Origin of the sequence: Pseudomonas sp. MYb60 (assembly GCF_002979555.1) — a bacterium.
In the GTDB taxonomy this organism is placed as follows: domain Bacteria; phylum Pseudomonadota; class Gammaproteobacteria; order Pseudomonadales; family Pseudomonadaceae; genus Aquipseudomonas.
The window spans coordinates 111,428-125,350 of sequence record NZ_PCOZ01000008.1 but is presented as its reverse complement, the minus strand read 5'-3'; the positions used below and the strand labels follow the sequence as shown (position 1 = coordinate 125,350).

11 protein-coding genes are annotated in these 13,923 nt (G+C 54.9%); 5 read left to right on the top strand and 6 right to left on the bottom strand.

From position 1 onward, the window contains the following. Positions 1-437: 437 nt before the first annotated feature. Together CQ041_RS15630 and CQ041_RS26300 are read left to right on the top strand one after the other, a co-directional pair. Complete coding sequence (locus CQ041_RS15630) at positions 438-1,106, top strand: inovirus Gp2 family protein (protein WP_010463639.1); 669 nt, start codon at positions 438-440, stop codon at positions 1,104-1,106. 246 nt (positions 1,107-1,352) lie between these two features. Next, positions 1,353-1,508 carry a hypothetical protein gene (locus CQ041_RS26300; protein WP_156088629.1) on the top strand — a complete coding sequence of 52 codons (156 nt, stop codon included), beginning with the start codon at positions 1,353-1,355 and terminating at the stop codon, positions 1,506-1,508. 155 nt (positions 1,509-1,663) lie between these two features. Here CQ041_RS26300 and CQ041_RS15625 read toward each other — a convergent pair whose 3' ends face one another. Beyond that, positions 1,664-2,737, bottom strand: a complete 1,074-nt coding sequence (locus tag CQ041_RS15625) for a YafY family protein (protein WP_105523334.1) — start codon at positions 2,735-2,737, stop codon at positions 1,664-1,666. Between the two features lie 100 nt (positions 2,738-2,837). On the opposite strand from CQ041_RS15625, the gene CQ041_RS15620 reads away from it, so the two are divergent. The 3 genes from CQ041_RS15620 to CQ041_RS15610 all read left to right on the top strand — a co-directional run bounded on the left by CQ041_RS15620 (position 2,838) and on the right by CQ041_RS15610 (position 5,216). Continuing rightward, positions 2,838-3,719: a hypothetical protein gene (locus CQ041_RS15620; RefSeq protein ID WP_105523333.1), complete on the top strand. Its 882-nt coding sequence runs from the start codon at positions 2,838-2,840 to the stop codon at positions 3,717-3,719. Between the two features lie 75 nt (positions 3,720-3,794). Further along, on the top strand, positions 3,795-4,157 hold the full coding sequence (locus CQ041_RS15615) for a hypothetical protein (RefSeq protein WP_230682624.1): 363 nt from the start codon (positions 3,795-3,797) through the stop codon (positions 4,155-4,157). Between the two features lie 81 nt (positions 4,158-4,238). Next, positions 4,239-5,216, top strand: coding sequence for a hypothetical protein (locus CQ041_RS15610; RefSeq protein WP_105523332.1), 978 nt, complete (start codon positions 4,239-4,241; stop codon positions 5,214-5,216). 338 nt (positions 5,217-5,554) lie between these two features. Here the strand turns inward: CQ041_RS15610 and CQ041_RS15600 are convergent, their stop codons facing one another. The 5 genes from CQ041_RS15600 to CQ041_RS15580 form a co-directional block, all read right to left on the bottom strand. Next, complete coding sequence (locus tag CQ041_RS15600) at positions 5,555-5,860, bottom strand: hypothetical protein (RefSeq protein WP_010463627.1); 306 nt, start codon at positions 5,858-5,860, stop codon at positions 5,555-5,557. Between the two features lie 86 nt (positions 5,861-5,946). Further along, positions 5,947-9,132, bottom strand: a complete 3,186-nt coding sequence (locus CQ041_RS15595) for an exodeoxyribonuclease V subunit beta (protein WP_010463625.1) — start codon at positions 9,130-9,132, stop codon at positions 5,947-5,949. Between the two features lie 2 nt (positions 9,133-9,134). After that, positions 9,135-11,750, bottom strand: coding sequence for a PD-(D/E)XK nuclease family protein (locus CQ041_RS15590; RefSeq protein ID WP_105523330.1), 2,616 nt, complete (start codon positions 11,748-11,750; stop codon positions 9,135-9,137). 108 nt (positions 11,751-11,858) lie between these two features. After that, a complete protein-coding gene (locus CQ041_RS15585; RefSeq protein ID WP_105523329.1) occupies positions 11,859-12,950 on the bottom strand; it encodes a YafY family protein in 1,092 nt (363 codons plus the stop codon). Between the two features lie 23 nt (positions 12,951-12,973). Next, a complete protein-coding gene (locus tag CQ041_RS15580) occupies positions 12,974-13,624 on the bottom strand; it encodes a HEPN domain-containing protein (RefSeq protein ID WP_048385736.1) in 651 nt (216 codons plus the stop codon). Positions 13,625-13,923: the final 299 nt, after the last annotated feature.

Genomic DNA, 13,923 nt, shown 5'->3' with positions numbered 1-13,923 from the left:
CTTTCAATGAAAACATCGTGCTCGGTTGATTTCCGGGCATGATGTTTTTTTGCCGGACCTTTTTGGTTGTGTTGGTTTCCTTGGTCCTGAACAGGAATGTTTAACTTCCCCTTGTGTTTCAAGTGATGAGTTTTTCGGTGCGGGTAATATGCTTTAGTGTTTGCATTGTTACCTTCTAATAACGCAAGTCTATCATGTATGTAGAGTATTAAGCATATTGAGTCGTTAGGTTAAGGGCATAGATACCCCTTCAAAGGGTATCTGTGATGGTTGTCTCATCAATGCCTAGTAAATGGCAGTATGGCATAGGTAAACGTCATTGGTGTTGTTAGATGTATGAGCGACTCATTGAAGTCTGGCTCAATGGGCTATGTTGAACGTGTAAATAACTACCGAGCTGACTGAAGATATGATCTTCAGTAAAGTAGGTAGTAACCATGCTTCGTTTCTCCGAAAATCGTAATCTTCGTTTGTACTCAGCAGCTACGTTTCAAGGCCTGCCGATAATGGTTGAAAAAGGACCTTTTATACTTGGGTACCTTGAAGCGCTGAATCGCACCATTAACCTTGCCCTTGATCAGTATCCTAGGGTGATTGCATTCAGGGTGGACCTTCGTCTTTCGCGTCTGATGGGGTTTCCAGATGACGCTTTGTCAAATCGTGTGATCAGTAGGTTCATCGAGTCGTTCAAAGCAAAAATTGAGCATAACCGTGATAAGGCGCGTGAGCAGAACAAGTACGCCCATGACTGCAGGGTGCGTTACGTCTGGGCGAGGGAGGTGGGCTGTGGAGGGCGACCGCATTACCACCTGTTGATTCTGCTGAACAGAGACGCCTACTACACAGTAGGGCGATTGCAGCCACAGAGGCCCAACATGATCAGCCGTATGCAAGAAGCTTGGGCCAGTGCACTGAAGTGCGAGGTTGAGCAAGTGCGGGGCTTGGTACATATCCCGCCTAACGCAGAATTCCGAGTAGATCGGAATGTCCGGCCAGGGAATGTGGATCAGTTGCCTGAACTGTTTCGACGCGCGAGCTACCTCTGCAAAGCTGCGACAAAGCGTTATGGCGATGGATCCCATGGCTTCGGATGCAGCCGGGGGTAAGCTAATGGTTTAGCTGATCATCACCATGGTGGCGTTCGATCCAGTGTTGTTTGTTTTCCTCACGGCCCCGGCGTCAGTGAAAGCAGGCGCGCGTTGTTAGTGTGTCCAGAATGGCGACATATCCTGAAGATATATCCACTTGATGTGGTCAGGCGCGGAGCCAGCCGGTCACGGATGACCAACCTGACGGGCCTCGGATCGACGTCGGACAAAGGAGCATCGAAATGGAACTCACCGGCACACGCAGTGCAGCGTCGCATCCGTATGCAGCAGATCGAATGGCTGATCGCCTATGGGGGCCACACTTATAGCCAAGGCGCGGGGGTGTACTTCTTCGACTGGGGGCATTTCCAGCAGATGCTGCTCGACCTGACGGCCATGGAGCAGCAATTGGTCGACTAGGAACGGAATAGCTACGTGGTGGTGAAGGATAATCAAAATCTTCACCGTAAGGTATCGCTAGGGGGCGATACCACCATTTCAGTTAGGGAACCATCCTAATTGGTGATGTGGTTGAAACCCTCAGCCAACATTACATCAAATCTGTGGCCAGGCAATTAATCGCTAGCGTATACACTCGCTGCGCGACGAAGAGTATCGCGCACGTGCGCTCGGATTAACGGGGGCTTGAGCACTTCAATATCCCCAGCATTGCTGAGCAGGAACAGGCGTAGGCCTTGGGTGTCGTGGAGAGTGCAACTCAAGTCCCACTTGTCATCGGCGTATTGCACTACGACCTGGTCTTCAGCCAACGGGTTCTCGGTAAGCCGATTTTGCAGGTTGGGGCCAAGACGTAGTTTGAGTTGTACGGGGTCATCGCCGTGTATTGTCATGAGGTGCTTTTGGGCTTCAAGCGAATTGACGTCGTAGTTTTCCGGGTCAGCTATTTTTAGCCAACTCGCTTTGACCTCTACCATTCGATGCAGCATGAGGGCGCACATCGTCTTGGGACCGTTGCTGCTGTACTTGCCGCGGCGGGTGTTTGGTGAAGGCGTATGCCCCTCCGGCCATTGCTCCTCGAGCACGTATGCCGACAGATAGACGTTTGAATCCTGATATGAGAGGGCCAAGGGTTTGAGTAAGTAGATGCATTCGACGCCGCTGGCGTCTCTTGGCAGGTAGGTCACCTCAAGCGAAGCATCGTCCAGAATGGCCTGTTGGATGCTGGTTAGGTGTGCAGGATCATATTTACCTGGCCTGAGCAGCGTAAATCGGGTCCCAGTAGTGATTCGCTTTGTCCACACATGTGTTCGCGTGGAGCGCTTCGTCATTTCCGTGGTTGCGTATTCGCGTAAATCGACAAGTTGTTCTGTGTGGGCCTTGAAGCCGAAGCGCTCTGCGTGGTCGAAAATAGCTGCCAACGTCATTGCCTCTGTGGGGGAAAGCGTCAAGTCGAAGCCGCCACGACCGGATTTCCAGTATTTTGATTTTTTATCCGAGCCAGCGTCTCCTTTGGCTACAAACTCGGCTGCGGTCAGAGCCTGGAGGTCACGCAGTGTGGTTTTTATATGGAGACTGGAGTCATCGAACCACCGACATAGTTCACTGTGGATATCCGCCGTCGACATAGACTTGCCATAGCGTTGGAGGATTTTGCGCAAAGTGGTGCGGCGTCGGTGATGATTGATCATGGCAGAAGCTCAGGGACAAAAAGTGGGTTTATCTGCTGGGACTATGTTCTGGCTGGCAAGCAATCCTGCGACTACAAGCGCCAGCCCACAGGAGCATTTCATGAACAGCCAAACCTATCTAGCCCTTCCCCACGTTTCTGGATTCATCCGCTGGCTGGCCTCTGAGCTCACTTCTGAGTCGTGTTTCAAGCACCAGTACGTCAATCGTCGTAGCGGTGAGAAATGGACATGCAGCAGCCTGTATAACGCCTTTGAAAACTACCGTTGGAATCACCCGGGTAATGCCCGCTTGGGATTCAATCCAGGCGTATGTTCCAGCAGCAACGGGATCGCTTTGTCCGCCTTGCGTCAGGATCTGGTAAGCGCTACCGGGAGCGACTCACACACTCTTGAGGCAGCCGTCGACGTCATGCGCTGGGGCGGCGTTATGGCCCGCAATGCGGACTGGCTGAAGGCGAATAATGTGGGGCTTGGCCGAATGCTGCAAGGCGTACAAGCTGCGATAGTTGCCGGCGACGATCAGGCACCTGTCTTGCGTTCGAAAAGCCTTCGCTTCAATTCTGGGATGACCAAAGTTTACTCCTTGCTCTGCAAGGACTTCATCATCTACGACAGCCGTGTTGCGGCAGGTCTGGGCTGGTTGGTCGTGAAGCATTGCCAAGCGCATGGGCTGTCCAAGGTACCTGAAGCGCTGTGCTTCCCTTGGGCAGCTGCCAAGGAAGGAGAAAATACGCTTGCTCCCAAGCGCCGCGACCCTGGTATCGGCGGGCTTAAGTTCAAGGGCTTGCGCTCAGGCCACCATCACGCAATGTGGAATATGCGCGCCAGTTGGGTACTGAGTGCGGTCCTGGCGCATCCAGACGCCGCCGGCAGCCGTTTCCATGTGGTTCCCTCTCCGAATGACCCGCTGCGCGCACTGGAGGCGGCACTCTTCATGATTGGCTACGACTTGGGCGATCAGCGTCCAGCTTTTGTGGCTTAAAACCTGGTCGACAACTTCCTCCCCTTTGCTTGGCGGGGAGGTCATTCTGAATGAGTGAGGTACAGGATGCGTGACATGAATCCGTTGCAGGCTTTGATTATGCAGCTCGCCGCTGACGGAATCAGCGCTGGTGACTTGAGAAAGGCCGTGATGCAGGCATACCCAAATCTTTGTGATGCGAAGTATCAATCCACGCTATTTGGCCTGCAGGAGGCCGATAGCCTTATGGGCCAGGAAGTGGGCGGCGAGTGGTGCTTCACAGCAATCGATAAAACTGACCCGGACTACCCTCACCCGGAGTACAGCGCTGAATTCGCCGAGAAGATCTTGGCCGCATCATGCGGGGAATTTGTAGAGATCAGCGCAGATGATTTGCTGGCTCAACTGGACGAGATGCTGGCAAAGGCACGCGCCAAGAAACCGGACACAGGACCGTAAAACACCCCGCAGCCCAGTATTCAATACGGATGCGGTGTTTAACGAGCATCAACTGTGTATCAGTCTGCAAGGGGTGTCTTGATGGACATCAAGTCCGATTTTGTGTCCGTCGAACGTGATGAGTTCGATGGTCTCACCACGATTCAGCACCTGCGTCACTGCCGGTATCGTTCTGGCAAGAATGAAATCACCTTCTCGTGGCGCCGCAATATTCGTCCTGCTTCAGACCGCATGATTCTTGATGTTGAGATAAAGACCTCGCGCCCGGGCGGCTGGCTGCCCTCTCAATTGACCTTGTTAGTCGATGGTCGGCGGATCGAGTTGAAGTACCTGACAGGCAAAAGCAGCGAATTTCGAGGGGGGAGCTTCTTCGAAATCGGTATGTTTTTCATCGAGCCATCTGAAAAGGTTCTTCGCTGCCTGTGTGATGCCAAAGTACTGAAGCTCAAGCTTCAATCTGACGAGAAAAATGAGCACACGGTTCTTCCGGACGAGTTTTGTGCCCAACTACAGTTGCAGGCTCAGCAGTTCTATAACAACGCTTTCGATGGTGACGAGTATTTGTCAGCCGTCAGTGGCGTAGCCGTACGGACAGAAGACACAACGTTCGCTGAACAGAATGCCAGCCGCGAGTCGCGCTATCGGCAATTGTGCAAATATCGACTGCTCTGGGCTGTACTCTGGGGCAGTTTTTTTGGTGGGCTGTGCGTGCTTGGCGCGTTCGAGATCATCACGTTCTCGGTCAAGTCGACGGACCAGTTGATCATCGCTGGAGTGCTCAGCGCCTCAAGCTGGCTAATTCCCCATCTTCAGATCCTTTGGATCGAACACCAGAAAAACAAAGAGTGTCCCAGTTGTCACCGTAGAGCGATAAAGATGGTTCGCTATCATGAGGCGGTTTATCAAGTCCGATCCGTGGAGCATCTTGTCATCGACAGATTGACAGGGCAGCGCAAGTCACGGCAGGTGACCGTGACTGACCATGAGGTGACGCAGGATTTCGAGTGCAAGGACTGTCGGCATCTATGGACGCGAAGCCATATTGCTCGAGGTTTCTAAGACATTCTGTCAATGAACGGCATCGCTAGGCTCGGATCTGATTTCGGCTAACGACTCATCTTGTCGCTCCCTGCTGTAGTCTGGAGTAAGTGCCCACAGATTGAGGAGTTTCTATGGTCAGGCCAGTGCGTCCTTTCACCATGCGTTGCAAAGATTGTGGTTGGAACCAAACGGTTGTCCCGCTCAGTGATGTCTTGCGATTCGAAGACTGTCCTGAGGTTTGCCCGCGTTGTAAAAGTCGGGATGTAAAGATGGAACAAGCCACGGCCCTAGAAGTGGCCGTGGCAAAAGTAAAGCGATTATTTGGTTAGTCCTGAGCCTGAAACTTTGCCTAGCAGCTATAGCGCACCATTCAGTTCTTTTACTTTGTATACGCCAGGCTTGACTCGCAGGTACTTTGCTTCGGCACCCTGTTCGACATTGTAGCCGCCGACTCCCGTCTGCTCGTCCTGCGCGTAGTTGGCGATGGTCGTCCCGATCGTCGATTCCATAAAGAACTCGAATCCGATCCGATATTTCTCAACCAGCTTCTGCTCTACAGAGCACATGACCCGACGACGTTCGCTAGTCAGTTCCTGCACTTCAAAGGGTTCGCTCAGCGCACCGTTGTGCACTTCCAGCAGGATTGATTCATACAGCGTCATGTTTTTTTTCCTAGTGATGTCAGCGGCCGAGATCAACCCGACCGCCGTGATTGGTCGTTTACGCGAATGTGGAATCACGCCGGCGGTTAAAAAACCTGAATCGCTCCCGCGGCCACCGGCAGAAAGAGCCATGCGGCGATGACAGGCCGCCCCGATGCCGCCTCAATCGCTTGGGCGTAAGCATCAAGCTGACCCGCATGTTCCTCGGCCAATCGCCTCCACTGGGCTTCGGGCGCCGGGTTGGATTTGTGGTCAATGAGCACCCAGCCATCTTTTGTGTCCAACAGAAGATCGATCCGACCATTGAGTACCTGACCCGAGCGCAGCAACTGTTGCACTGGGTATTCAGCCATGGCTTTGGCCGCTGGCCAGTGGGATTCGATCCAGGCGTGCAAGGCCAATTGCTGTGCGATGACCTGACTGGCATTTACGTGCTCGTGCACTGCGTGGCTCTGCAACAGGTCCTGCACTTCGTCTAAGGTGAGGGGGCAGTTGGGGTCAGTGAATGAAAGGCACAAACTGGCATGAATGGCCGTTCCCAATGCACTCATTTCAGGGCTACCTTGGAATGCGATCCGAGTGCCGATCCGGCATGTATTGCGACCTGCGGTGCTGGCGCGAGCGCCACCGTTGGACGGTTGAAAGCCCAGTGGCAAACGAGACTGGATCACTTGTACCGGGGCAAACCAGTGCAGATTCTGTTCAATTACCGCCACTGGCACAGGTGAATCACTGGCAGTGAGCGTTTGGCAATCGGCGCGCAGTTCTTTTCCATTCGGCAGTTTCAAAGTCGACAGCCCGGGAGGTGTCATCAACCAGGGTGCCTGGACAGTGTCGAGCCACTCTCCTGTGATTTTTCTACTCGAACGGGCAATGACCAGCAGGTCTCGGGCGCGGGTCATGCTCACATAGAGCAGGCGTTTTGCTTCTTCAACGGCTTCAGCCCGGCACGCCAGGCCTATGGCGGTTTGTTCGAACGTTTCGCTCAACGGAACCGTTTTCTGTTTGCCCAGCGGCCATGGCCAGTAGCGGATAAAGCGGTCATGCAACGGTTTATGTGGATCGAATGCGCTATTGGACTGAGCCGAGACTGACCATAACCGGTCGCTGATATCGCGTGCCAGATCCATCAAAATCACGACCGGCCATTCCAGACCTTTACTGGCGTGATGAGTCATCACTTGAACGGCATCCAGCGCAGGAGTGGCCAGTGCATCGTTTTTGGCGTTGGCGATTTCGTCCAGCCACAACAACAGCCCGGAGATGGATGCCGCCCCTAATCCATTTCGGCAGAGATCCTCATATTGCTGCGCGAGATCGATCAATGCATCCAGGTTGGCCAAGCGCTTTTGCGCCAGCGCTGTCGAGGTTGACCAGACGCTGACACGTGTTGGTAAATCGCACTCGGCGATCAGCCGTTGTAATGCCTCTACCGGTGTTAGCACTGGCAGATCTGTGCGCAGTTGTGCAACGGCCGCCACAAGTGGGTGTTGCGAATACTCGCCGAGGCTCAGTTCACGCCACTGCGCTTTGGGGTGTCCGGCATTGAGGTAGCGCAGGCGCTCGGCAACCCAGCTTTCCGGTCCTTCGGTTTCGGTTAACGAGATGATCTGTGCTGTTGCCAGGGTATCGGCCGGGTCGTTCAATCGGCGCAAACACGCCAGTGCCAGAGTTGCCTCTGCGGTTGCCAGCAGTCCTGGTTGTGCTGTGGAACAGGGGATGCCCAGAGTAGCGAGGGCTGCTGTTACTTTCGCGACGTTACTGTGGGAGTAGCAAAGCACAGTGATATCGCCCAAACGCACCGCTCGGGCTTCCTGGCAGGTTTTATCGAATACCTGATAACGGCTAGCCAGCAGTTGGCCAATCCCCTCGGCCAATGCGTTGACTTGCAATTCGGCATTTTTGCCGTCCAGTACCCAATTGGCGAAGGCAGGGCCGGGTAGTTGATCCGTACGGGTTGGTATCAGCTCAACGTCCTTTGTTTCCAGGCTATTGGCGAAGGCCTTGTTGAATACATCATTCGCCAGTTCGACCAGTTCGGTACGTGAGCGCCAAGAGTGAGGCAATACCTCTTTTTTGCCACCCATATCGGGCAATGCCTTGAGGATGGCTTGCATCAGCGCACAGTCGCTGCCCCGAAAACCATAAATCGCCTGCTTGATATCCCCGACCCAGTAAACCTTTTTGGCAAAGCGTGAAAGCTTGAGAAAAATCGCCAGCTGCATCGGGCTGGTGTCCTGGAATTCGTCGACCATGATTAAATCGAGCTCATCCTCGAGCACCTGCGCAACGGCTGGGTTGTCCAGCAACTTGAGCAAGGCGTGTTCCTGGTCGGCAAAGTCCAGTACGCCAAACTCACGTTTGCTGTGTTCGTACACTTTCAATACATCAATGGCCAGGCCGAAAACCTGTTCGAGGTAGGCGCGGATATCGCGATGCAGATCCGGGTGTTCGGCATAGCGGCCAATGGTTTCAGAGAGGGTTGTTACCAATGGTTTGAGCTTGGCCTCAGGGGCTTCCTTCGCCAGTTTCGCCCAATCACTCCAGCGGGCGTTGTCATGCTGCAGTTCATACTGGAAGCGGGTGAGCAACGCTATGTAGCCTTCAGTGTTCTTTTTGTCGCTGTTAGCTGCCTGTAACAGAGCCAGCACCTCGGGAATGCTGTGCAGCAACTCTCCACTCAAGTCGGTTTTGGTCGGTTTGGGGAAATGCTTCAGCATGTCGTCGGCATTTTGGGTAGCAAAACCACGAGACAGTTCGAGATCAATGTCATTGGTACGCAACTGATTCAGAAGCTTGCGCAGCTCATCGCGCCAATTGGTATTGGCAAAGTCGCCCTGTTGATAAGTGTCTTCAAGGCCCAGGCGTCGGGCGACAGCGAGTAGATTATCCAGGCGCTCACCATCAAGGACCCGGTCAACCGCCTTGTTCAGCAGCAGGGCTGCCTGGTTTTCTTCCAGCACACGTTGCTCGGGTGGCATGCCGGCTTCGAATGCAAAGCGTTCAAGCAACTGCCCGCAAATACTGTTGACGGTACCGATACGGGCCTGGCCCATGGCGGTGGCCAGGTTGATTTGACCCTGCTTTAGAAGGTGACTACGGACCCGCTCGCGCAGCTCGGCAGCTGCTTTTCGGGTAAAGGTCGTGGCGATCACCCCCGAAGGCTGGACCTGCTGATCGAGCAACTCCTGGTGCAGTATTTCAGTAAGCCGGTGGGTTTTGCCGCTGCCGGCGCCAGCACTGATAAAAGTGATGTGTGCGGTGGTCTGCATTGTCATTGCTCCCAACCGGCCAAGGCCAGGTAGTCGTTGTAGGCTTCATTAAGGTATTCCATCGGCATCGCCTGATCGGGAGGGATCGAGTCCTCATCCTCTTCAATACTTTGCAGGGCAACCTCAAACAGCCCCTCTGCCTGTTGCGCCTGCCGCCACTTCCAGGCCTCGGTAAAGCTGAGCCACAGTTTTGGCGTTGAGCTTGGCGGATTGGCAGGCACCTGCTCCGAATCTCTGAAGGTTTGGTCATCCGGGGTTAGCAGGCGCGCGGACTCAAGGATGAAATAGGCTACGGAAGGCCATGAACCGCTGTCCTGACGAAGCAACTCGGCATAAATCGCCAACTGCAGATGGCGGTTTGCCTTGAGCTGCTCCGGGTATTTCTTGCCCCCCGACCACTTCATGTCGACGATGGCTCGATGTCCTAGCGCAGTGGTCAATACCAGGTCAGCAGAGCCGCCCAATGCGCCACCCTCGAAACGACCGGCTAGCGCCTGCTCAGACGTTACGACCGTGATGCCAGCATTGAGAAAGTGCGTTCGCAGTCGATTCAAAGCACGCAGCGCACGATGCCGCAGTGTTGCCAGGTCGGCACCGCGTCCCTCCATCAACAACACCGCCCCTTCTTCACGTACCACACGGGGGAAATGGGTCGAGAACCAGCTGTTGAAATCTGTGGTGCTCATGCTCAGCGCGTCCGGCCGAGTGAAAAAGTGTTCAGCCAGGCGATGGGTCAACGAACCATTGAGCAAAAAGCCGTCGCTCAGGCTCTGACTTTTGGACGCCTGAATCTTGGCTCCGTATTGCAGCAACCATTGATAAGGGTTGAACAGCAACAGGTTGAGGCTCGAGAAAGAAGCCTTCTCAGGCTGCTCGAACGGGGTGTCGGATGGAAGGCGCCACCAGCGTTTGCGCAGTGGCAGTGGCGCCGATGCTTGGGCTTGGCAAAGCGGGCCGGGGGTATGCAGAAGCTCCTCAAGAATATGCACCTTCGGTTGCTGCGAAACGGCTTCGATCATTTGCCAGAGCGGGTGGCTTTCCTCCTGTGGTGGCGCTAGTACCAGTATCAGCCGGCAGTTGGCTGCCAGGATTGGTCGCAGCCAGTCACAGGCTGCTTGAGTCAGCAGTGTGGCTCCGTCCGGTAGCGCCACCCCGGCATCGGCCAATTGCATGCACTCGGCCTTGGACCACGGCGACAGGGGCGGTAACACTGGCATGCTCAGGTGCCACCAGATCACCGTGTCGGCTTCCTCAATGGCCGCGCCTGGACGCGAGACGCTCAAGTGGGCACCGACTTGTGCGGCCAGCAATGGATTATCCACGCCGCTGGCGGTGGCTTGTTCGATCACCTGCTGCAACTGCCGCGGTTTTAACCGCTCCACACCTTGATGATGCAAGGTCTTGAGGGAGTCTTGTGCTGCTTCACACTGGGCATAACCGGCCTGAGCCGCGAGCCTGTGCGCGGGCTCCTGGTGCCCCAGGCGTGCTTTAAAAAAGTTCAGCAACCGTTCGACACGTACCAGCACCTCACTGGGCGGCACACCGTCGTCAGCCGTAAAGGTGGTCATATTGAGCCACTCGTCAATCGAGGCAAGTACGTTGGGCGCCTCTGCAGCGTAATGCGCTGCGATATCTGCCAGTGCGTCTTCCCACTTGCTCCCGACGAGGCCGGGTGCGCTTGCTATTTTGGTTGCCAAATGCCGACGCGCAAACAGACGAATCGGGCATATCGAGTGGGTCAGAAACTGCAGGAGTGCCGGGTAGTCGGTAGGTGCCCAAAGCAGCTCCATGGCCAATGGTAATACCTGCAGCGCAGGGCGCAGATTGCTGCTGCCATTGAGGCCATGGCGAGCTTGGCTGGCACCGATCAGATGACCATCAAGACAACCACCTTCGCCACCCGTCACCAGCAAGGTGGGGGTGTCCTGGCTCAGTGAGCGGCTCAGCCAGCTGGCGGCCAATGCTCGAGTTTGCGCTTGAACAACTTGCACTGTGCCGTCTTCTTGCCATTGAATGGGCGTGACATCTACACCGGCAATGCTCTGGCGCAGTTTCATTTGCAACTGCCCTAGAAAACCTTGCGCCGTACCCTCCGGTATCTCCAAGCGCTCGTTAGGCAGGAGATTCAGCACTATTTGCCAGGCCAGTGGATAAAGCTCGAAAGCGTCAGCCAACAGCACGGTCTTGATCGGGGGGCGACGAGAGCCCAGCGCCTTGGCAACATTTTGCAAGCGCTGTCCCATGGAAGGGGCGACCTGCACGCGAGCTTGAGTCTCGATCTCGGCAAGGTCTTTCAGGCGTTGGCTGACGTCGGCACCGACACGCCCATCCCAGCCGTGCAAATACAAATCATCCCGCCAAGCCAGCAATGCAGCAGCCACCCCCAATTCATCGGCGGAAAAACTGGCATGATAGAAGCGCAGTGGGTTATTGCAGTGCGCCAGGCAATCGCGGTACGTGGCTGTACGTTGTGCCGCACAAGGCTGACGTGCCACTAGGCCCAGCTGGGTCTCCAGAATATCCAGCAGTCCCTGTGGCCCGACGGTCAACGCCCCTAATCGATTACTGGCTCGGGTTGCCCGCTGACCATCGAGTTGCATGCCGAACGTGATAAGCATTTCTGACACGTTGACGCTCCTTGTGAACGCTGGTGGTTCAACGCACCTTGATTGGCACGTTGTTGCAATAAGGAAAAATAGACTGCTGATCAGCGACGTGGCACTACCCTACGAACCTGGTGCGACGGTTTGTGTCGCGCCTGCCAGGTTTTGTAGCGAAACCACGGTACCTATTGCATCCGCCACTGAATCCAGTGGCCGGTAGGCTGCCGCCGCACGATGCAGTGTTTTACCAATCTGAGCCCGCAGCTCGGGCGGCTGCTCCACCACCATTGAGTCGCCCAGGGACAAAATCCACCAGTGCAACTGCCAGGTGTTGCTCAGTGTCGAGCGTACTCGAAAGCCATCCTCCAAGGGCTCCAGCGTCATATCCGCACTCAATGGTGTCTCACGAATCAGCCGCGTCTGACGCTCACTAACCCAAGCTTGAAACTGAATCTTTTCGGGGGTGCCGAACTGCAAGGCGTCACTGGCCAGGTACGCACACAAGTCAAATGCCTGTAATCCCTCTGCGGGTTTATCGAGCTGATCGACATTGCGAAAACGATGCACTGCAAACTGGCGCACATCGGTATACGGATGTGCTGTGGCGATCAAATAGGTCACCAACCCACGCTGCACCATGGCTAATGGATTGAGTGTCAGTTCACTGAGTTTGTCGGTGTGTGCCGAGTAATACTGACATTGCACTTGACGCTCATTAATCAGCGCCCTCTGCAATGTTTCCAGCAACAGTGGGTCGATATCCGGCGCCTGCAGGTTTAGGTCCGGTCGCACACTAGCGACCTTCTCCAGCCAACGGGCAGCCGGGTTATCGTCCTCCAATCCCTTGAGCTTCTGCCGCGCATGCACGAAGCGCGGCTCCAGCACACTGAGCATGCTAGAGGGCAACAACGGGCGGATCGCGTCTGCAACCAGTGTCAGGCTCAAGGCTTCGGTCAGCGTTATGCCTTGCAATTCCACATTTACGCCAGGAGTCCAGTACCAGGCTTGTGGCGTGATGTTTTCGCTGCACTGCAACGGGAAAACCAGCGACAGATCAATCAAGTCACGTTCAACGGTGCGCCGGCTAATCTTGAAGCCGGAAGACTCCAGTCGTGCCAGCAACTCGGTGACTGTAATACCTGATTCACGTTTGGGCAGGTGTCTGAGCAGTTCCCACTGGCGGCTGACAGTGGAGTGCGATTTGGCTGACGGCACGCGATTTTCCTTGTGCAGGCGAGTTATGACTTGATCACCGGATAACAGGCATCGCCCCAAAGTGTTTTCGGGTTGTCGAGCATAAGCAGAATCACCAGGGGCACAAGCTTTGCCAACAGGTTGGAGCAATCACGCAATTGTGTGCGATTGACGCTGCCGTCCCAGGTGGCTCCGCCATGAATCATTTGGTTGCGAAGGGTATAGATGCGGTTAAACATCACTCCTAGCACCTTTGCTGTATCGCGGCCGGCCAATGCTGCATGTGCGCTACGTTTGCCGTTGCGCAAGCGCTCCTCCCACATGGCTTCAGTGATCTTGCCGTTCTGGAAGTCCCAGAAGCTTTGAAAAACGTAAGGGTTGTCTAGCAGTGCACGTATGCTCCCGGAGAACTCTGACCAAACCATTTTTTCGATTAGATGCTCGGTGTCCAGCGTACAAAGTTTTTGCAGGAAAGCCTTGAATGCCTCCTGTTCGGACAATCGATGCTGCTCATCAATATCGGTGGCATAGGCAGCGTTGAAAGCGATCCAGAGGAAGATGAAGCGCCCGTCAACGTCCTCTGCCTGTTCCGCACGATTGAGCCAGCTCAGGGCTCGGTGAACCCGTAGCGCAAGGTTGGGGTGGTGCGCGTCGCGTTCGTTACGGTGGCGTGTCTTGAGTGACTGGTAATCCATTCCAGGTGCTTCCTTTGGCTGAGGGGATCCGCGGGACCTTGAGAATCATGATTTTATCGGCGGATGAGGGGCGGGATTGAGCATTCAATGAGTCCCAGCGACACATTATGACGCGATATGGCGTTAAGCTATCACGTAATAAAGTTCTGTCTCTATTCACTGATACGTTATAGGGCAGGTGTTTTGGATGATGCATTGCGTGTCCATCCAGCGCGGTCTCATATCTAGGCCCCAGAAAAAAAATTGAGGCGAATGGTCGCGGAAGCGGGTGACGAAGACCTCCATTGCTTACTTACATT

Bases quoted from the DNA above. Each gene is read 5' to 3' on its own strand.
- CQ041_RS15615 (WP_230682624.1), top strand. From the start codon at position 3,795: ATGAATCCGTTGCAGGCTTTGATTATGCAGCTCGCCGCTGACGGAATC.
- CQ041_RS15610 (WP_105523332.1), top strand. From the start codon at position 4,239: ATGGACATCAAGTCCGATTTTGTGTCCGTCGAACGTGATGAGTTCGAT.
- CQ041_RS15590 (WP_105523330.1), bottom strand. From the start codon at position 11,750: ATGCTTATCACGTTCGGCATGCAACTCGATGGTCAGCGGGCAACCCGA.
- CQ041_RS15595 (WP_010463625.1), bottom strand. From the start codon at position 9,132: ATGCAGACCACCGCACACATCACTTTTATCAGTGCTGGCGCCGGCAGC.
- CQ041_RS15620 (WP_105523333.1), top strand. From the start codon at position 2,838: ATGAACAGCCAAACCTATCTAGCCCTTCCCCACGTTTCTGGATTCATC.
- CQ041_RS15600 (WP_010463627.1), bottom strand. From the start codon at position 5,860: ATGACGCTGTATGAATCAATCCTGCTGGAAGTGCACAACGGTGCGCTG.
- CQ041_RS15580 (WP_048385736.1), bottom strand. From the start codon at position 13,624: ATGGATTACCAGTCACTCAAGACACGCCACCGTAACGAACGCGACGCG.
- CQ041_RS15630 (WP_010463639.1), top strand. From the start codon at position 438: ATGCTTCGTTTCTCCGAAAATCGTAATCTTCGTTTGTACTCAGCAGCT.
- CQ041_RS15625 (WP_105523334.1), bottom strand. From the start codon at position 2,737: ATGATCAATCATCACCGACGCCGCACCACTTTGCGCAAAATCCTCCAA.